The organism is Acetoanaerobium sticklandii, assembly GCF_000196455.1.
GTDB classification, from domain to species: Bacteria; Bacillota; Clostridia; order Peptostreptococcales; family Filifactoraceae; genus Acetoanaerobium; species Acetoanaerobium sticklandii.
Genome location: NC_014614.1, coordinates 41847 through 62963 on the forward strand (window position 1 = coordinate 41847; position 21117 = coordinate 62963).

Below are 21117 nucleotides of genomic sequence, written 5' to 3' on the forward strand. Positions count from 1 at the left end.
TTAGGGGTGAGGTCTATGGGCAAAAATGTTCAACAAAGTATTCAAACAAAGTCTGGACTTGCAAAGCAAATCCTAGTGACTTTATTGCCACCTATTTTAATTGTTATGGTGGTGCTTTCAAGCATTGGATACATGTATTCAAAGATGATGATAGAAGAAGAAATATCCTATCAGATGGAGTATAAGCTAGAGCATACTATAGCTGAGATAAATCAGTCGCTTATAGCACACAAACGACTAGGGGAAGCTTTAGGAAAAACAGTAGCATCAAATCCTAATGCACTGACTCAGCCAGAATATGAAGCACTACTAGAGAGTTATTTGGAGGTAAATGCCGACACCTTTGGAATAGGAGTCTGGTTTGAGCCAAATATTTATAATAATATGCCAGCTTACTCTCCTTATGCATACAAAGATGGAGCAGGAGTAGTGATAGACAATAGCTACTGGACAGAAGGAGTAGATATCTGGAATGAGTCATGGTATAGGATAGGTGCAGATTCAAGTGGAGAAGGAGCTTGGTCAGAGCCATACTACGACCCTGGAACAGATGTGACTATGATTACTTTTTCATATCCTATAGTAAGGGATTCTGCAGTTATAGGTGTTATTACAGCAGATATAGACCTTACAAGTATTCAAAAGATGGTGGCTGATGTCGAGCTTGCTAAAGGTGGAAGTGCCTTGCTTATAAGTAAGGAAGGCTTATATATGGCAGGTATTAATAAAGATGCTATCATGAAAAACAACATAGTAGAAGATGAAACTACTTTATTTCACAGCGTATCAGGGGATATATTATCTGGAAAGCCTGGAAATACTAGTATAGAGGCAAATGGTGGAAAAAACCTTATCTATTATGATATGGCAAAGGAAACTAATTGGGCAGTAGTTATAGAAATTCCTGAAAAGCAGCTTTTTGAAGGGCTGAATAAGCTACTTGGAATATTTGCAGCTACATGCATAGGCTCTATTATTATACTAGCGATTATAATAGCTTACTTTGCATCCAATCTATCTAAGAGATCTAAGCGTATCAGTAAAGTTGCTGAGCATATTTCTGATGGATATTTAGCTGAAGAGATAGATGCCAAGGACGTGAATAAAAACGATGAACTTGGAGATATTGCTAGAGGATTTTCTAATATGCAGCAAAAGCTTCAAAGTATAATTGGCGGATTTAAAGAGGATTCTGTAAAAATAGACGAAAGCTCTAAACTGTTATCTTCATTTTCTCAAGATATGAGTACTACAGCTGAAAGCGTTGCTATGGCAATAAGTGATGTGGCAGCTGGCTCAGCTGACCAGTTCGAAAAGCTTAAGCTAATTTCAGAAACCATGTACGGCTTTGCAGAGGATATAGAGCAGATGTCAAAAGAAGTAAAAGGCATAGAAGAATCTTCAAGTAATATAAAAACCTTGGCAGATTCAAGCTCTACAGAAATGAATATGGTTACAGAATCCTTTGATGGACTTTACAATAACTTTAGTTCTCTTATAGAAAAGGTTAAGCTAGTAGGAGATAACGTAAGCAAGGTAAATGAAATTACAGAGCTCATAAACGAAATATCAGACCAGACAAACCTTCTAGCACTAAATGCAGCCATAGAAGCTGCAAGAGCTGGAGAAGCAGGAAGAGGCTTTGCAGTAGTAGCTGATGAAATCAGAAAGCTAGCAGAAAAAAGCAGGGAATCTTCTGAAGAAATAAATTCAATCATAAGCTCAGTAGCAGTAGAAACAGATGGAATGATTAACTCTACTAAAGCCGTAAGTGAAGAAATAAATGAACAAAAATCCAATATTCAAAAAGCCATAGAATCCTTTGAGAATATAAAGGATTCAGTAGATGAGATTAAGCCAAAGATAGACAAGGCATACGAAGAATCTCAGAGAATTATAGAGAAAAAAGATGATATCCTAGTAAACATCAATCTAGTAAGCGAGATATCTGAAAACTCAGCAGCAACAGCTCAGGAAATAGCTGCATCAGCCGAGGAGATGAGTGCATCAGTTGAAGAGGTAACCTCATCAGCAATTACACTTAACTCCATGACAGAGGAAATGAAAGAAAGAGTTGAGTTTTTTAAGATGGACTAAAAATTTAGACCTATGATTTTAAAAATTAATATATAGATTAAAAATAAGCTGGGCATATGCACCAGCTTATTTTTAATTAAGGGAGTTTATTTATATTTTGAATTTTTCTATATGCACGTCTAAATCTCTTGCAAGCTCATATAACTCATTAGCTTGGTTTTTTACATTCTGGATATCATTTAATTGATTCATAATACTAGCATTTACTTCTTGGGTAGCTGCTGAGGACTGCTCCGATACAGCTGAAATATTTTGGATATTAGTTGTTAGTAAAATACTGTTATTTGTCATAATTTCGATACTATCGTTCATTCCAGACAATTTATCAACTATATTATCAATAGCTGAATTTAATTTATCAAAGCTAGTTTCTGTTAGTGAAACAGCAGAGCTTTGCTTTTGTAAATCTTCCTTTATATTATCCATATTGCCAGATGCGACCTTAGTGGTATCAACAATTGTTGTTATTATTTCGCGGATGTTTTCTGCTGAATTACCTGATTGCTCGGCTAGCTTTCTTACCTCTTCAGCTACTACAGCAAATCCTCTTCCTGACTCACCAGCTCTTGCAGCTTCTATAGCCGCGTTTAAAGCCAATAAGTTAGTTTGTGAAGATATATCCAAAATAGTACTTAGTATCTGCTCGATATTTTTAGTTTCTTTAACCAAGGTGTTTATACTATCCTCGATGTAAGACATACCTGATATAGTGTTTTCGTTTTTAGATTTTAGTTCTAGTACAGCATTTTTTGCTTCTATATTACTAGTTTCCATAGTTTCGCTTTCTTGAGCTATTTTATTGCTGTAATCTTTTACTTTAGAGAGATTTTCATTGAACTCTACAGATATTTGAGAAGCTTTTTCAGTTTCTTCAGCTTGATTTTGTATTCCGAGGGATAGTTCATCCATAACCTTAGCGATTTCTTCAGAAATAGAGCTTACATCGTTGGCTTTTGTAGTCAAGTCTTCAGAAACGTTAACGACATTGTTAGAAGATAGCTTTACAGTATAAACTAGATTTTTTACGCTAGCTAGCATATTGGTAAACCTTGTTCCTAGTTCTCCTAGCTCATCCTTGCTCTTTATATGAGCTACTGCAGTAAGGTCTCCTTGCTCTCCTTTTTCCATTGATTCCTTTAATGTTTTTATAGGGTTAGTTAGACTTTTAGATACATAGATACCTATAATAAGGGCAACTATAATAAATGCAGCAAACAAGCCGATAAGAGTCATCATCATGGACATAATCTCTGAATACACTTCTTTTTTATCAATCATTCCGATTAGTACCCAGCCTGTTTTATCATTGCGAAGTGAATAAATAAATTTATCTGTTCCAAATACATTGGCTTCAAATGAGCTAGTTTCTTTGTCTATTAATTCACCTACCCAGTCTGCTTCCTCAGGATTAGTGAATGCATTTTCTACGACTTGGTCTTTAGTGTCCTCATCGGTATCAATTCTATTGGGATTTAAATTTTTTCCTAGTAAATCTTCTCTTTTAGAAGCTAGTATCATACCTGTTTTGTCTAGAAGAATTACTTCTCCTGTTTTTTCTATATTAGTATCACTAAATAAGCTAGATAGATTTGAAATATCTATGTCTATACCTGCAACGCCTATCTGATTTGAAGCTTCATCTTTAATTTCTTTAGTAGCAGTAACTACAGTATTGCCAGTAGCCACATCTGTATAGGCATCTTGCCATAAAATAGCACCACTATTGGTTAATGATTCTTTATACCAAGACTTTCCAGTAGGGTCATAACCCTCAGGAAGCTCAGTTTCTGGATATATATACATATTTTTGTTCTTAGTAGCTATATATACATTTAAGATTTCATTGTTTGCATTAATGAAACCATTTAATTCTTTTTTTACAATATCTGCCTCTATCACTGCAGATGATTTTGCTATAGAATTCTCTGTTAATTGCGATAGTATAGCTTCGTAACCACTATAATTTTCATCGATGATAGAACTTATATTGCCTACTGTAGTGTTAAGCTGCTCAGTATAAGAATTACTAAGCGTCTTATACAGGATCATATTTGAAACAAAGCCTGTTGTAAGCATAGGAATAAGTATGATTAATGAAAATATAAAAACTAGCTTTTTCTTTATTGAGCTAAAACCCATTTTGATGCCCCCTAATTAATGAATTGTTTATAAATACCTTATATATCTTATTATATATAAAAAAAATTATATATAGTTCTTAAGATATAATTTATGAACTTTAAACTTTGGAATTATAAAAAAGAGTTATGGATTATGTCAGCTTTTATAAATTTATGATAAAGTATATATAGAAATTTATTAAAATGTAAATCCATAAGCATATAAAGCTATAAGTATATAAATTACTAAGAGAAAAGAGGTGAGGGTTGCCATTATGAGTATTGTATGCAATATATTTGGAATTCCATCTATAAAAAAAGGTAATGCAGAGGTATCTTTTCCATATAAAAAAGCCAAAGCAATATTTTTCTATCTTTTAGTAAATAATCACTCAACTAGAGATGAGCTTGCTAGCTTATTCTGGGATGAGTTATCAGATTCTCTTGCCAAGAAAAATCTCAGGAATGCGCTTTATCAGATAAGAAGTTTACTCGGTGATGACATACTGCTATCCTCTGAAAAATCTCTTGTGGTACTTAATACGGACATAATTACCTATACAAATCCTGAAGCTTTGTCTGAGCCAGAAGTATTTATCAAAGCATATAAAGGGGAGTTTCTGCAAGGATTTTCAATTAAGAATGCGCCTTTGTTTGAGCAGTGGTATACGCAAGCAAAACAGCAATATAAAGAAAAGTATATTCAAAATTTATACACATCCATAAATGAAGAAAAAGCAAAATCTGAAATAAACTGGAATAAAATAATAAAATACGCAAAGCTACTCACTGAAGTAGATGATTTTGATGAAAAAGCATATCAAATTCTTTTAGAAGGCTACAAGAATACCAAAGCGTACAGTCAAGCTATAGAGAGCTATAATAAGCTAAAGTCTACGCTTGAAAGGGAACTTGGCATAGAGCCAGATGAAGCAACTACGACTATATTTAATGAAGTACTAGATGCTATGAATGAGAAAAGACAAAATACAGTCTCAGATTTTTCTGAGTCCTTTGGAAAATATTCTCAGCTCAGACTTTTAGAGCAAAATCAAGAGGAATTTATGCTAGATAAGCCTCCTACCTCATTTGTGATTTTAGGAGAGGCAGGAATAGGAAAATCCAATCTGATATCAAACTTTTTAAATAGATTAGATAAAAAAACAGTTTTGATTTTCAAGTCCAAGTGTATCAAAACTCAGAAAAATCATCCATATAGCTATTTTAAGAATTTATTGGTAAACGAAATTGGTGACAAGGCTCTAATAAATAGCTGGAATGAGCATCTTAAAAGCATAATTAGCATGATGGAAGGTAATGAAGAAAGCATTTTAGACCTCATGGAGAGTTTTTTCTGGGATGCTTTTGTGGCTATGTTTAAAGACAGCAATTCTAAAATAATACTGTATATAGAAGACATTCATAACATGGATGAAAAAAGCAGGAATCTTTTAGAGTATTTGCTCACTAACAATATAAGCACATACATGATAGGAAGCAGTAGCATTAAAGATAAAAATATGATTTCGAAGCAGTTTTTAGCTTTGATTGAAAATCAAAGGCTTGAATTTATTAGTCTTTCACGCTGGGATTACAGTAAGGTAAAGCTATTTATAAGTCAGCAGCTTCCAAAGCATATGCAAACAGAAACTCTATTTGATGATGTTTATTTTGAAACTCAAGGGAACTTCTTGTTTATAAAGTATTATGTAGCTGCAGTTTTAAGTGGAAAAGATCCAAAGAGAATAAGTAGTGACATGGTTTTTTATTTTGAGGAAAGACTAAATGATTTATCAAACCCTGCTCAGGATGTGGCAAAGCTAATCTCGTTTTTCTTTGAAGATACTAGCTTTGAAATGATTAATAGCCTTTCTGACATAAAGGAAAGCAAGCTTATAGATGTAATTCAGGAGCTTACAGATAAAGACATCCTCAAAGAAAGCATTCAAAATGACAGTATAAGATTTTCTTTTACTCATCCGAAGCTCAGACAGTACATATACGAAAGTCAAACGGAAATCAAAAGAAGGTTCATTCATAATCAAATTGGAGATGTTATCGAAAAGCAGCTTCACGACAAGCCTGCAGATATGGATTTATACCATAGACTGATATTTCATTACATGAGAGGGGCAAATAAAGTAAAGGCGCTAGATTATAGTGTAAAGAGCCTTAATCGCTATCTTAACTACTCTCATGAGCTGTTTCCAATACTTGCATCTGGGGATGAAGCTTTATTTAAGGATGCATATATGAGCAGAAAGCAAACCCAGGCTTACTTATTAGAAATAGAAAATCTGCTAAAAGAGGTAAGACAAAAAGAAGGTCAGACCAGAGATGTAATTATAGGAGAAATTGCATTTTTACATATGAAAGGCAGATATCTAATCAGGGAAGGTAGCTATGAAGAAGGAACTAAATATATAAATGAAATGATTAGCAAGTCAATAGAAATAAACGACGATGACTACGCTCTAGAGGCATATAAGCAAATGATTTACTACTGCATACAAATTAGTGAAGCTGATAAGATGCAAGAATATATTCAGCTTGCTCTAGATATTGCCATAAGGAGAAACTATCATAAGGAAACAGGTATAATACTTAGATTTAAGGGACTTTACTATATACTTAAAAAGGAGTATACCCTTGCTAGGGAAGTTCTCACTAGCTCTATTAACACCTTTACTATAAGTAAAGAGGTGGCAGAAAAATATGCACTTAATATTGCAGCTGCATATAATTATATAGGGGAGATACATAGGATAAACAATAACTACCATGAAGCAATAATAGCCTATGAAAAAGCTATAGAGATAGGAAAATCGAAAAATGCCTATACCAGTCTTATGGTATTTTGCATAAATGCTGGGCAAGCTATGTATCATAAAAAAGATTACGATAAGGCAAAAGAGTACCTAGATTATGCTAAACATTGTCAGTCTATGGTAGACATACTTTGGAAAAAGGCTGTACTAGATGTCTATTTAGGCCTGATTTATATAATTAATAAAGATAAAGCTTCTGGTATGAAGCTGATAAAAACTGCTGAAACTGAAGCTAAAAAAATGAAAAACCCTGAAGAAATAGGACTGGTAGCTTGGGCAAAGCAAGAAGCTAAAGCACATCTAGAAAGCAGATAAAAATCTGAAATCTAGGTGTGCTTTTTTAAGTTCATTTTAAGTTACTCCCCTATAATGACTTTATGGAATTAAAAAAACTTTAGGAGGAATATAAAATGAAAAAAAGACTGGCAGGTATGTTTCTAGCTTTGATGCTTATAATTATGCCTTTTACAGGATGTACGGCTCAAGATGCAGTAGGAACTACAGTAACAGAAACTTCTAGTGCATTACAAATTGATTCAACTTATTTTACTGACAGAGACAGCAAAATTGACTACGAAGAAAGTACAGCATCTAAAATCGTGCTCAGCTCGACCACTGCTAAAATAACTGGAGATGGAGCGAAGCTAGAAGATAAGACTGTAAAGATAACTAAAGAAGGAACCTATATTTTATCTGGTAGCAGTGATGGATTAAATGTAGTTGTCGAAGCGGCTGACACAGAAAAAGTATGGCTGGTATTTGATAATATTTCTATGAAAGGAGTTTCAGCTCCTATTCAAGTGTTAACAGCAGATAAGGTATTCATTACCCTTGCTACGGGCTCAAAAAATACTATTGAAGATATAGACGTGGCAGAGAATGAAGAACTAAATGCTGCAATATATAGCAAAAGCGATTTAACAATCAATGGAAGTGGAAAGTTAATAGTAAATGGAAAGTACGAGCATGGGATTAAGTCGAGTGATGACCTTAAAATGCTTGGAGGAAGCTTTGTAATCACAGCTGCAAATGATGGACTAAATGCAAACGATGCACTCAATATCAAAGATTCAGTAATAGAAATTTCTGTAAAAGGCGATGGAATTCACAGTGATAAAAATGTATATATAGATGGAAAAAGCCTTAATATAAAAGAAAGTGAAGAAGGTATAGAAGGGAAAGTTGTAGATATAGCAAGTGGGGATATTGATATAAAATCTTCTGATGATGGAATAAATGCTACCGATTCTTCTTTGAAGACAGATACTTTATCAACAGCTACACCTCAAACAGCAGATGGCAAAGAAACTTTAAATAAAAATATAAAAAATAGACAAATTCCTCCTGAGGGATTTGATAAAATGCCAGCAAATTTTGAAGATTTGCCAGCAGATGTGCAAGAAAAAATCAAAAATAGACCAGAAAGACCAGAAGGTGAAGCTGTTCCTGAAGGCCAAATGCAAAGACCAGAGGGAATGCCTCGTGGTGCAGGCTTTGAAATTCAGGAAGGAACTGAAATTATCATAAGAGGAGGAGACTTATATATAGATGCGAGTGGCGATGGCATAGACTCTAATGGAAACTTAACTGTATCTGGAGGCAAGGCTGTAATCGAAGGCTCAGGGAGTCGAGGAGATGGAGCGATAGATTATAATGGAACAGGCTTAGTAAAAGGTGGAGAAGTGTTAGCTCTTGGAGGAAGTGATATGCTTCAAAGCTTTTCTAGTGAATCTGCTCAGAGTCATATAGTAGTAACAGCTAAAGAATTGATAGCAGTAGGAGCAAAAATTACTATTAAAGACGAAGCAGGTAAAATTTTATATGAGCATATCAACAAAAAAGCATTTTCTGCTTTAGTATATAGTAGCAAGGATTTAGTTAAGGCTAAAAACTACACTGTTCAAATAGGTGATACTATACTAGAGACCATTTCTAAATAAGCTTTAAGATTGATGTAAAAAAATGGCAATAAATTATGGAAATTTGTATTTTACTAGGTTAATTATAGATTTATATATATAAGCTCATTTTGAAAACTCCTCTACTACACCAGAGGAGTTTTCTTGTGTATAGAAGATTCTGAAAATTACCTCTTGCGTTAACATATAAAAAAATTTATATTTTTGAATTTTCAACGAAATTTCGAATTTGTTTTGTCTCCGTGGACAAAATGTACTTTTTGCTCTTCACTAAACACCTTGTTTATGGTAAAATGATACCGAAGAAGTAATCATTAATATTATAATTTTTAGGAGGAATGAAATGAATAACTTATTGGCAAAATGGAACCAAATAAGTCTAGTTAAACGTATAATCATCGGTTTAGTTATCGGTATCATACTAGCACTTACAGTTCCAGAGCAAGCAAAAGGTGTAGTGATTCTTGGATCTCTATTTGTAGGAGCTTTGAAAGCGATTGCTCCAGTATTAGTACTTTTCCTAGTAATGTCTGCAATCTCTCAGCATAAAGCAGGACAGCAAACAAACATGAAGTCTATAATAGGACTTTACCTACTAGGAACATTCTTAGCAGGACTTATAGCAGTACTTGCAAGTTTTGTATTCCCACTTACATTAACACTTCCAGGAACTGAAGGACTTGGAGATTTAACTCCTCCAGGAGGCGTTACAGAAGTTCTTAAAACTCTTCTTATGAACATAGTTGATAACCCTGTAAAAGCAATATTCAATGCAAATTACATAGGTATTCTTGCATGGGCTGTTCTTTTAGGATTAGCTCTTAAGCATGCGGCTCAATCAACTAAAGATATGATTTCTAACTTTGCTGATGGTATAGCTCAGATGGTTAGATGGGTCATCAATCTAGCTCCGTTTGGTATCATGGGATTAGTTTTTGATGCTATTGCTACTAGCGGAATAAGCACACTTTTAGGATATGGACAGTTAATCATGCTTCTAGTAGGAACTATGTTCTTCGTAGCATTAGTAGTTAACCCTATCATTGTTTATGTTTACACTCGTAAGAATCCTTACCCACTTGTATTAAAATGTCTTAAAGACAGTGGTATTACAGCATTCTTTACTCGTAGTTCAGCTGCGAACATCCCTGTTAATATGAGTCTTTGCGAGGAGTTAAAGCTTGATAAAGATACTTACTCAGTATCTATTCCTCTAGGAGCAACTATTAACATGGCAGGAGCTGCGATTACTATTTCAGTACTTACTCTTGCAGCGGTTAACACTCTTGGTATTGAAGTTGATTTAGCTACAGCAGTAATCCTAAGTGTTCTAGCAGCAGTATCTGCTTGTGGAGCATCTGGAGTTGCTGGTGGATCATTACTTCTTATTCCTCTTGCTTGTAGCTTATTTGGTATTCCAAATGATGTAGCTATGCAGATGGTTGGAGTTGGATTCATTGTTGGAGTTATTCAGGATTCATGCGAGACTGCTCTTAACTCTTCTACAGACGTATTATTCACTGCTACAGCTGAATTTGCTAAAATGCGTAAAGAGGGTAAAGTTTTTGATATGATTCCTCACAAAGCTAAGTAATAAGATAAAGTAAAGCCAGTTTCTTTAATTAGAAACTGGCTTTTTTTTATCACTACAAACAACTTAAAATTTGACATAAAGTTGTTTGTATGCTATACTACTAAAGTTGTCAAAAGTTGTAACATTCTTTCTTAATTGTTTCATTATGCGTTTAAAATTTGATTTTAAACTTGCATCTAAATTAAGTCTAAAAAACTTTTTCAATTTTTTCTTTTTAAAACCTTCTATTTAGTTCACATTAGAAAGTTTATTTCAAATTCTGGATATCTCATTTTTTTAGGTATGAATAATACCCTTACTTTTTTGTACCTATAAATTATAAAACATAGATTTATGTAATAGAAAGATATACATATTTTTAATCAAGGAGGGAAAAATGAATATAATAGAATTTTTTATTTCTAGATGGGATGCCATATTGCAGATGACTATATCCCATTTTAGTATTGTTATTTTAGCAATGATTATATCTATAGTATTGGGCGTTATTATAGGTATATTAATTACAAACAATAAGCAATTAGCAAAGTTAATTTTAAATATAGCTAACATACTTATGACAATTCCGAGCTTAGCTTTATTTTCTGTATTGATTCCAATTATGGGAATAGGTAAAGCACCTGCAATAGCCGGATTGGTACTATATACACAATTGCCAATAATTAGAAATGTATACACAGGAATTATTACAATAGATCCAAGTATTATAGAGGCAGCTAAAGGTATGGGACTAAGCAATTCCAAAATAATGTTAAAAATAAAGATACCTCTTGCTTTTCCAGTTATTATGGCTGGTCTTAGAACTGCTACGGTAATGGGAATTGGTATTGGAGCTATAGCAGCATATATAGGAGCAGGCGGATTAGGCGAATATATATTCCAAGGTATAAACAGAGGAAATGACAGAATGATAATAATTGGAGCTATCATGGTATCTTTAATTACTATATTAGTAGATAAAAGTTTAGGTTTAATTCAAAAGAAATATGAACTGTAAGAGGTGATATGGATGATAAGGTTTGAAAATGTTGTAAAAAAATATAATGAGCTTGATAAGATGGCTGTAGATAACTTGAATTTGCATATCAAAAAAGGTGAAATCTGCATGTTGTTAGGACCTTCTGGATGCGGAAAAACTACTACTATGAAAATGATAAACAAACTCATAAAATCTACATCGGGAAATATATATATAGATGATAAGAATATAGATAAGGTAGATCCAATAAAGCTAAGGTTATCTATTGGATATGTAATTCAAGGAACAGGCTTATTTCCTCACATGACTATAGGTGAAAATATAGCGATGGTTCCAAAAGAACTTGGCTGGGATAAAGCTAGGATTGATGCAAGGATTGACGAATTACTAGAGCTTATGGAGCTAGACCCTAAAGTTTATAAAGACAAGAGGCCAAAAGATTTAAGTGGAGGCCAAAGGCAAAGAGTAGGAGTTGCAAGAGCTCTTGCGGCAGACCCTCCAGTTATGCTTATGGATGAGCCTTTTGGAGCATTAGATCCGATTACTAGAGGAAAATTACAAGATGAATTTCTTAGAGTTCAGGAAAAATTAGGAAAAACTATTGTATTTGTTACTCATGATATTGATGAGGCTATAAAAATGGGAGATAAGATAGCGATAATGAAAGAGGGGAAGTTAGTGCAGTATGCTTCACCAGCTGAAATATTATCTCAGCCAGCAGACGATTTTGTAGCTGAACTTATTGGTGGCAATGGAGCAATAAAGATGATGAATCTAATAAAATGTAAAGACGTATTGAGAAAACTTCCTAATATTGATATAGAATCTGAATCTATATTAGCTCTTAATTTAATGAAAGAGCAAGGGGTTAGAAATATCATTGTAAAAGACAAGAATCATAAGATCTTAGGTTATGTGAGATATAAAGATGCTTTTAAAAACCAAAATGCATCTCTAGCTGATATTTTAAACGAAATAGGCGAAACAGTAAGTCCAGGAACTACTTTGAAAGAAGCTCTTTCACTGATGTTTTCCATGGGAAGAAAGGCCATTTTTATATCAAAAGAAAAAGGAAGCATAGATGGAATAATAACTATGGATGACCTTTTGAAGGCGGTGAACGATGATGAGCAAGATGAAGATACGCTCAGCTGATATAAGGCAGTTTGCACTTATGACTATTATAGTAGTCATACTAGCAATGCTCAGCTACTACGTTGTGAACTATCCCCAAGATAAAATAGTGGAACGGTTTATAAGTTATGAAAGAATTCTTAGAGCTACTAAAGAGCATATATATATAGTTGCAATTTCAAGTGTATTGTCTATATTTACAGCAGTTCCATTAGGAATACTAATTACAAGGACTAATTTTAAAAAATTTGCAAACAAAGTCTTAGGAGTTGTAAATATAGGACAAACTATTCCTAGCTTAGCAATTGTAGCTTTGTTTGTAGGTGTGTTTGGTATAGGTGCCAAAACAGCAATACTTGCACTTTGGATTTATTCTTTACTTCCTATACTTAGAAATACTATGGTTGGGATTTTGAATTTAGATGAGTCTGTTCTCGAAGCTGCAAGAGGTATGGGGATGACTCAGTTTAGAATATTAAACAAAATCGAACTTCCTTTAGCTATGCCAATAATATTGGCAGGAATAAGAACGGCTATAACTATAAATATAGGGACAGCTGTATTAGCAGCCTTTGTAGGTGGAGGCGGTTTAGGAGACCTTATTATTTCTGGAAACAATATAAATAGGTGGCAAATAAGAGTTCTAGGAGCATCATTTCCTGCTTTACTAGCTATATTTGTAGATACTATGTTTGCATTTATTGAAGAAAAAACTGCAGTATAAAATTTAAAAGGAGTGATATTATGGTAAGAGTTAATATGTTTTCAAAAAGATTATCTATGTTATTTGGCTTAATTATGGTGGTTCTACTAATTTTATCTGGATGTACATCAGGAACAAATGAATCGCAAAATAAAATAAGAGTAGGTTCAAAAGATTTTACAGAGCAATTGATTTTAGGGCAAATTACATTATTAGCTTTAGAAGATGCTGGTTTTGAAGTAGAAGACAAAACAAATGTAGCAGGTTCAGAGCAGGTGAGAAGTGCACTTGAAAATGATGAAATAGATGTTTATTGGGAGTACACAGGTACTGGATGGTTGATGCATCTACAAAAAGACGAAGTAATAACAAATTCTCAAGAAGCCTACGAGAAAGTAAAAAGTGAAGATAAAGAAGCAAATGATATAGTATGGCTTGACTATGCTTCACTTAATAATACTTACACAATTATGATGAATAAAGATGATAGCGAAAAATTAAACATAAAGTCTATTAGTGATATGGCAAACTATGTAAATGAAAATCCTGGGCAACTATCTTTTGCAGCTGACCATGAATTTACAGCAAGACCAGATGGTCTTCCAGCTTTAGAAGACGAGTATGGTTTTGCATTTGATGGAGATAGTTTGAAGGTAATGGATATAGGTATAGTTTATAGAACTCTAAAAGATAGACAAGTTGACTCAGGTATGGGATTTGCAACTGATGGAAGAATAGCAGCTTTTGATTTTGTAAATTTAGAAGATGATATGGAATTTTTCCCTGTATACAACGCAGCTGCTACACTTAGAGCTGAAACTTTAGAAAAACATCCTGAATTAGCTGATGTGCTCAACAAAATAACAGAAAAACTCGACAATGAAACAATGATAAAAATGAACTATCAAGTTGATATTGAGGAAAAAGAGCCAAAAGAAGTTGCAAAAAATTGGTTAGAAGAAGAAGGTTTAATTAATAAGTAAAAAATAATTAAATAAAATAAATAAAACCCTATTTAAGAGTAAAATGGAACCTATGTCAAGGACATTTTAAATCTTAGATAGGGTTTTTTGTGAAATTTTACTAGCTACTTTACAGCTATTAATGCCATTTCTCTTATAACCTTGCATGCTACGGCTGTAGACATGCCACTTTGGTCGTAGTGAGGAGACAGCTCTACTGCATCCATGCCTACGATGTTATTAAGTCTTGAAAACTCTTTAAAAGCTCCTACAAGCTCTAAGAAGCTTATTCCCCCTGGCTCTATAGTTCCAGTGCCAGGAAAGATTGAAGGGTCTAATACGTCCAAATCTATAGTTATATAAACAGGCTTGTCTTTTAATTCATCAATAACTTCTTTTAAGCCATCTAATGAAAATGGATGCATATCCACGTGGTCTTTTGCCCAAGTAAATTCTTCCTTTGTTCCAGAGCGAATTCCAAACTGATGAATTCTTCCATCACCTAAAAAATCGTGACAACGTCTTAGAACTGTAGCGTGAGAAAGCTTTTGGCCCATGTAATCCTCTCTTAAATCAGCATGTGCGTCTAAGTGGATGATATGAAGGTCATTGTACTTTTCATATACGCTTTGTACGCTTCCTAGGGTAACTAAATGCTCTCCACCTATCATAAAAGGAATCTTACCTGTATTTACTATAGCCTTAGAATGCTCTTTTATCATATCTATGATTCTTTGAGGATTTCCAAAAGGGAAATCTAAATCTCCAGAATCAAACAGCATATAATCTTCTAAATCCTTGTTTAAGTAAGGACTGTAAGTTTCTAGTCCAAAGGAGTCGTTTCTCATGATGTTAGGAGCAAAACGAGTACCAGGTCTAAAAGATGTAGTACCGTCAAAAGGAGCCCCAAATAATACTATCTGAGACTCTTCAAATTCATTATCAAAACCTATAAAGGTAAAAATATTCTTATTCATTGTCTAGCATCTCCTGTACATAAGATGGAAGAGCAAAGCATCCTACATGAAGCTGAGGATTGTAGTATTTAGTCTTGATGCCAAGAGCGTTCCATTTATCAAAATCAACATCCTTAATAGGATCTAGCTTTTTAGATGCAAATCCAAATAACCAGTGTCCTGATGGATATGTAGGCATATGGAACTGATATACTTTTGAAATAGGGAAGATGTTTTTAATCTTTTTGTGAGCGCGCTTCATTTCATGAGAAAATTGGTCATAATATGGGCTTTCACTTTGATTTACAAGTATTCCGTTGTCTGAAAGTATATTAAAGCAATTTTGATAAAATTCAGTAGTAAATAAACCTTCTCCAGGTCCTATAGGGTCAGTGGAATCAACTAAAATAAGGTCGTATACTTCTTTAGTATCAGCTACAAAGCGAATACCATCTTCAAAATAAAGACTTACTCTAGGGTCATCTAGCTTAGATGCAGTGATAGGAAGATACTCCCTAGAAACATCTACAACTAGCTTATCTATTTCTACCATATCTATTTTTTCTATATGAGAATATCTAGTAAGCTCTCTAACTGTACCGCCATCGCCACCGCCTATAACAAGAACCTTCTTGATACTAGGGTTTGTAGCCATAGCAACATGTGTAATCATATCGTGATAGATGAATTCGTCTTTTTCAGTTACCATCATAAGACCATCAAGAGTAAGAAACTTACCAAACTCTTCACTTTCAAATACATCTACATCTTGAAATTCACTTTTTCCTGTATATAAATGCTGCTTTACTTTAATAGAAAAGCGCACCTCATCCGTTTGTTGCTCTGTGTACCATAACTCCATAATAAACCTCCTAAGATGCTATCTCTGAATCTGTTTGAGGCTTGAAATGAACCTCACCTAAATCTTCTTTAGCAAAAGCTTTGATTTTATCAACTGGTCCTCTAGGTACTTCGCTAGTTTCCCATTTCTCAGCTTTTAAAGAATTACTTAAGTATTCAAAGCCAATCCAAGGATTTACACTATCTCCGCAAGTAAATAGGTCTACAGCGGCATATCCAAATTCAGGCCAAGTATGAATAGTAAGGTGAGACTCCTGAATAATAACAGCACCGCTTACGCCCCATGGATTGAACGTATGAAACGCACTTTGCACGATAGTTGCATTAGAGCGAATAGCTGCTTCGTTCATATGTTTTTCAATTTCTGAATGGTTATTTAACACCTCTTTATCACAGTTATAAAATTCAACAAGAATATGTCTTCCTAGTTGTTCAATTTTCACACGTATCACTCCTTTATTTACAGAATAGTTTTGGTTTAATAGCAAAATTATAGTACGTATATTTTGCAGTATAATTAGTTTCATTTTGGTAAACTTAATATTTATCTATGGGGTGGTTTCGTATAGATAAACCTTAAGTTGAATTAAAATATGGTTTACTAAAAGTAAACTTTAAGTTTATTAATACTAAAACAAAATACAGCATTTTTGACTGCTTGTCAACACCTAAATCAAAAATAAAACAAAAAATTTACATATTAATTTATCAGAAAATTTCAAAAATGAAGACGTTGTAATTCTAATGAATTTTAGAGAATTGTCTTATAATTTTTAAACTAAATTATCCAACTTTTATGCAGATATTATGAAAAGGTTTTATATAAATTTCACTCATATATTTCGATATAAAAATAATGCTAAAAAATCAATATTTCGTTAAAAATTGAATATTAATTTTGATATTAATTTGAAAAAAATCAAAAAAAATAAAACTGCCAAAATTAAATTTTGACAGTTTTGTATAAATTTTATATATGAAATTAACGTCTTAAAACTAACTTTGAATTAACATTTCATAGTAAAGCTTAATCTCAAATAGCTATTGAAGACACGTTGTTGTGTTTTAATACCTTGATAAATTCGCCAGAAGGGTCGTGATTATCAGTAAGTACGCTTTTTTGAGTTTTAAGCACTTCGATATAATCGATTATTTCTTTTGTTATCCTCTCGCCAGGACTTAGTACTGGTATACCTGGAGGGTAAGCCATGATGTATTCTCCTGCGATTTCACCTACAGAATCAGCTAGAGGAAGAATTTTCTTTTGCATGTAAAACGCATCTCTAGGTATGATTACAACTTCAGGATTCTTTAGCGGTTTAACTTGACAGTCAAATTCAGGCTTTTTATATTTTACGCTTATATCCTTTAGTGCAGATACTAAAGCGCAAAGGGCTTCTTTTGTATCTCCAAGGCTTATGATAGCAAGCACATTGTTGATATCGCCTAGCTCCATTTGGATATTATATTCGTCTCTTAATATATCATATACCTCAAACCCTGTAAGCCCTATACCAGTTACATTGATGCTAAGCTTTGTTTCGTCAAAAGCATAAACACCATGAGCATCAATTAGCTCTGTAGAAAAAGCATAAAGACCTTCTATTTCATTTATTTCAGCTCTTGCACTTCTAGAAAGCTCTAGAGTATCTGTAAGCATCTTTTCTCCTCTTGTAGCTAGGATTTTTCTAGCTCCATCAAGACTTGCCATAAGTAGATAGGATGCACTTGTGCTTGTTGTGAGGTTAAGTATTGTTTTTACTCTGTCCTTATCTATGATGTCTCCTTTTAAAAGAAGAGCTGAGCTTTGAGTGAGAGAGCCTCCTGTTTTATGAAGACTTACTGCTGACATATCTGCTCCAGCTTCCATAGCGGACATAGGTAGTTCATCATGAAAATGAAGATGTGCTCCATGAGCTTCATCTACAAGTACTGCCATGTCATGTTTATGACATAGCTGGGTTATATCTTTTAGCGCCGAAGCTGCTCCATAGTAGGTAGGATTTATAAGAAAGACAGCTTTTGCATCAGGATGAAGAGCTATGGCTTCCTTTATTTTTTCAACAGTTACTCCCATTGCTATGCCAAGACGAGTATTCATCTCAGGCTGAACATATACAGGAGTAATGCCTCCTAATATAAGAGCATTTATTGCAGATTTATGAGCATTTCTAGGTAAGATTACCTTATCTCCTGCTTGGCAGGCACTCATAATCATAGCTTGTACTCCAGAAGAAGTACCGTTTGTAAGGAAAAAAGCATGGTCAGCGTCGTATGCATCTGCCATAAGCTGCTGAGCTTCTTTTATTACACCTACTGGATTACCTATATTATCTAGGCATTTCATAGAGTTGACATCTATCCTCATGACTTTTTCACCGAAGAAGTCCACCAACTCCTTGGTTCCTCGCCCGTGCTTGTGGCCGGGCACGTCAAAAGGCACAACGTCTCTTTGATCATACTGCATCATCGCTTCGATAAGTGGCAGTATTTCATGGTTTTGTTTCATAGTATCACTCCTTTATTTTGAAATAAAAAAAGTAATACTGCAAAAATGTACTATGGTTTCAATTCTATCAAAAAATTTTGAAATGTAAAGTAAAATTTTATTTATTTATGTTAAACTTTTTAATTCATTTATAATTATAAGTATTTACAGTAAAATAAAACTTAAAGACAATAAAGGAGGATTTGCTATGGAAAATACTGCTTATCCAAATCTACAGATTGATTTAAAGAAAATATATCAAAATGCAAAAAATCTAGTAAGCTTTGCTAATACTAATGGTATAAACATCACTGGAGTAGTAAAAGGAAGCGATTCCTCTAAAGAGGTAGCTAAAGAGTTCATAAAAGCAGGATGCATGGGCATAGCTGATTCAAGAATAGAAAAGCTAGCAAAATTAAAAGAAGAGGGTATAAAGGAAGATATGATGCTCCTTAGAGTACCTATGCTTTGCGAAGTAGAGCAGGTAGTAAGATACTCGGAAATAAGTTTAAACTCAGAAATAGTAGTTTTAGAAGCACTTAATATAGAAGCAAACAATCAAAACAAAATTCATAAAGTAATATTAATGGCTGATTTAGGAGACCTAAGAGAAGGTTATATTGATGAAGAAGAGCTAATAAAAACAGCTCTACATATAGAAACTAAGCTAGATAACCTTCATATGTATGGAGTAGGAACTAATCTTGGTTGTTTTGGAGCAATCTGCCCTGATGAATCGAATCTAGGAAAATTAGTTCAGATAAGTGAAAAGATTTCAGCGCTTATAGGAAGAAAGCTAGAAATAGTATCAGGAGGAGCTACAACTTCATTGCCACTACTATTTGATTCTAAGATGCCAAAAGGAATAAATCATCTTAGAGTAGGAGAGGCTATGCTTTTAGCTAGAGATTTAATAGATTTATGGGGTTATTCTATGGAAGGCTATCACACTGATACTTTTGTCCTTGAGGCACAGGTGATAGAGGTAAAGGAGAAGCCCTCACATCCTATTGGAAGGATATTTGTAGATGCTTTTGGAAATACGCCAGAGTATGAAGACAAGGGAATAAGAAAAAGAGCTCTTATAGCTCTAGGAAAAAAAGATATAGGGCATCACGACAGCCTGATTCCTAAATTAAAAGGAATAACAGTAGAAGGAAGCAGTAGTGACCATGTAATTCTAGATGTAACTGATGCAGTAGAGGAGATTCACGTAGGAGATATAATAGAGTTTGAACTTTATTATCAGGCTATGCTTTATCTTACAGCTTCGACTTCAGTTAAAAAAGTATATTTGTATTAAGCTGAGATTTTTATATCCTCAGTCTTATCTACTTGTGTAAAGTATATAGAGCTTACAAATGAAGTAAGTGGAGATACTAGTACTAGTCCTATACAGCCTACAAAGGTATGAAGCACTTCAGCGGCTATAGGTTTTGAGTTAAATATAGTTATGATATTTGTTCCTTGTGCCATATAGACCATCATTACAGAGATGTAGCTACCCATGTATGCAAGGAGCAGTGTTGTAGTTTGGCTTCCAACTACTGATTTTCCTATACGAATACCTGAATCAAATAAACTCTTGCGAGAAACTTTTGGGTGATTGATTTGGATTTCTTCGAGAGCAGAGGATATATCTATAGCTAAATCAAGTATAGCTCCAGAGCTAGCTAAATAGATTCCACCGTATAGAATTCCTGTAAGGTCTAGATTTTTGAATCCCGCATATATAAGAGATTCGCTCCACTGCATTACAGCACCATTTATCTCGAAAATATGACCAAAGGCTAGGGCGGTTATTGCAGTTATAAATGAGCAGGATATAGAGCTTATAATTGCGGCATAAGACTTTTTAGTAAAGCCTCCTACTAATAGTAGAGTAGTTATAGTAAGTGCATTTCCAACAAAAAGAGAAACTAAAATAGGAGAATATCCTTTTAGCATAAGCGGAATGAGAATCTTCCATATGCTAAGAAGGGCAAACAAAAAGCTAAGTAAAGTACGTACACCAGTAAAACCAGAAAAAACGATAAGCAAAACTGCAAATACACTAACTAGAAGTATTTCATTTCCTATGCGGTAATGATCTATTAGATTTGCAAATATTATTTTTTCTGAGGAGTCTTGCTCAATAAGAGCCCAAGCTGTATCGCCTGGCTCAAAAAACTTATCGAATTCTAGCTTACCAGTCAGCATATTTGTGCCTTGGATTTCTTTGCCCTTGTGATTTCCGCTTAGAATTTTTATAGTAGCAGTTTGTTCCCCTTGATTTATCATTCCAGTGTTATAAATACTTGTATTATCTACATCAATTATTTTAGCTCGTACGCCTTCAGCATTAACATAGATATTTTTTTCAAAACCAGTAGGTATGAATATGAGAATAGCTATGATAATAAAAAATAAAGCAGAAAATAAAATTTCTTTTTTTGATTTTTTAAATGAAGTACTTAATTTATCCAATTTTTCACCT

15 protein-coding genes and 1 pseudogene are annotated in these 21117 nt (G+C 33.8%); 9 read left to right on the forward strand and 7 right to left on the reverse strand.

Going from position 1 to position 21117, the window contains the following annotated elements; all coding sequences use genetic code 11:
• Positions 1-15 precede the first annotated feature (15 nt).
• Positions 16-2097, forward strand: coding sequence for a methyl-accepting chemotaxis protein (locus CLOST_RS00350; protein WP_013360254.1), 2082 nt, complete (start codon positions 16-18; stop codon positions 2095-2097).
• 90 nt (positions 2098-2187) lie between these two features.
• Here CLOST_RS00350 and CLOST_RS14325 read toward each other — a convergent pair whose 3' ends face one another.
• On the reverse strand, positions 2188-3006 hold the full coding sequence (locus tag CLOST_RS14325) for a methyl-accepting chemotaxis protein (RefSeq protein ID WP_422665478.1): 819 nt from the start codon (positions 3004-3006) through the stop codon (positions 2188-2190).
• A 126-nt stretch (positions 3007-3132) separates the two neighbouring features.
• Positions 3133-4236 (reverse strand): annotated as a pseudogene (locus CLOST_RS14330) (cache domain-containing sensor histidine kinase); the annotation flags it as partial.
• Between the two features lie 256 nt (positions 4237-4492).
• On the opposite strand from CLOST_RS14330, the gene CLOST_RS00360 reads away from it, so the two are divergent.
• From CLOST_RS00360 to CLOST_RS00390, 7 genes are all read left to right on the forward strand, one after another.
• On the forward strand, positions 4493-7360 hold the full coding sequence (locus CLOST_RS00360; protein WP_013360256.1) for an AAA family ATPase: 2868 nt from the start codon (positions 4493-4495) through the stop codon (positions 7358-7360).
• 95 nt (positions 7361-7455) lie between these two features.
• Positions 7456-8985 (forward strand): carbohydrate-binding domain-containing protein, encoded by a 1530-nt coding sequence (locus tag CLOST_RS13330; RefSeq protein ID WP_013360257.1) that lies wholly within the window; start codon positions 7456-7458, stop codon positions 8983-8985.
• 322 nt (positions 8986-9307) lie between these two features.
• Complete coding sequence (gene sstT, locus CLOST_RS00370) at positions 9308-10558, forward strand: serine/threonine transporter SstT (RefSeq protein ID WP_013360258.1); 1251 nt, start codon at positions 9308-9310, stop codon at positions 10556-10558.
• Between the two features lie 376 nt (positions 10559-10934).
• The gene (locus CLOST_RS00375) at positions 10935-11555 is read left to right on the forward strand and encodes an ABC transporter permease (RefSeq protein WP_013360260.1); all 621 of its coding nucleotides are present in this window, start codon (positions 10935-10937) and stop codon (positions 11553-11555) included.
• A 12-nt stretch (positions 11556-11567) separates the two neighbouring features.
• Positions 11568-12692, forward strand: coding sequence for a betaine/proline/choline family ABC transporter ATP-binding protein (locus tag CLOST_RS00380; protein ID WP_013360261.1), 1125 nt, complete (start codon positions 11568-11570; stop codon positions 12690-12692).
• Complete coding sequence (locus CLOST_RS00385; RefSeq protein WP_157858269.1) at positions 12661-13395, forward strand: ABC transporter permease; 735 nt, start codon at positions 12661-12663, stop codon at positions 13393-13395. Before CLOST_RS00380 ends, CLOST_RS00385 begins: the two co-directional genes overlap by 32 nt.
• A gap of 20 nt (positions 13396-13415) precedes the next feature.
• The gene (locus tag CLOST_RS00390; RefSeq protein WP_013360263.1) at positions 13416-14357 is read left to right on the forward strand and encodes a glycine betaine ABC transporter substrate-binding protein; all 942 of its coding nucleotides are present in this window, start codon (positions 13416-13418) and stop codon (positions 14355-14357) included.
• Positions 14358-14461: 104 nt separating this feature from the next.
• Here CLOST_RS00390 and speB read toward each other — a convergent pair whose 3' ends face one another.
• The 4 genes from speB to CLOST_RS00410 form a co-directional block, all read right to left on the reverse strand.
• Positions 14462-15313 (reverse strand): agmatinase, encoded by an 852-nt coding sequence (gene speB / locus CLOST_RS00395; protein ID WP_013360264.1) that lies wholly within the window; start codon positions 15311-15313, stop codon positions 14462-14464.
• Positions 15306-16154 (reverse strand): polyamine aminopropyltransferase, encoded by an 849-nt coding sequence (gene speE, locus CLOST_RS00400; RefSeq protein ID WP_013360265.1) that lies wholly within the window; start codon positions 16152-16154, stop codon positions 15306-15308. The genes speB and speE overlap by 8 nt, the downstream gene beginning before the upstream one ends.
• A gap of 10 nt (positions 16155-16164) precedes the next feature.
• A complete protein-coding gene (gene speD / locus CLOST_RS00405; protein ID WP_013360266.1) occupies positions 16165-16596 on the reverse strand; it encodes an adenosylmethionine decarboxylase in 432 nt (143 codons plus the stop codon).
• Between the two features lie 590 nt (positions 16597-17186).
• The gene (locus tag CLOST_RS00410; protein WP_013360267.1) at positions 17187-18662 is read right to left on the reverse strand and encodes an aminotransferase class I/II-fold pyridoxal phosphate-dependent enzyme; all 1476 of its coding nucleotides are present in this window, start codon (positions 18660-18662) and stop codon (positions 17187-17189) included.
• A gap of 187 nt (positions 18663-18849) precedes the next feature.
• Between CLOST_RS00410 and CLOST_RS00415 the strand changes: the two genes are divergently transcribed.
• Positions 18850-19944 carry an alanine racemase gene (locus CLOST_RS00415; RefSeq protein WP_013360268.1) on the forward strand — a complete coding sequence of 365 codons (1095 nt, stop codon included), beginning with the start codon at positions 18850-18852 and terminating at the stop codon, positions 19942-19944.
• Here CLOST_RS00415 and CLOST_RS00420 read toward each other — a convergent pair.
• Entirely contained in the window at positions 19941-21107 is a 1167-nt protein-coding gene (locus CLOST_RS00420) for a YibE/F family protein (protein WP_013360269.1), read from the reverse strand. The two genes, CLOST_RS00415 and CLOST_RS00420, sit on opposite strands and share 4 nt — an antisense overlap.
• Between the last annotated feature and the right edge of the window lie 10 nt (positions 21108-21117).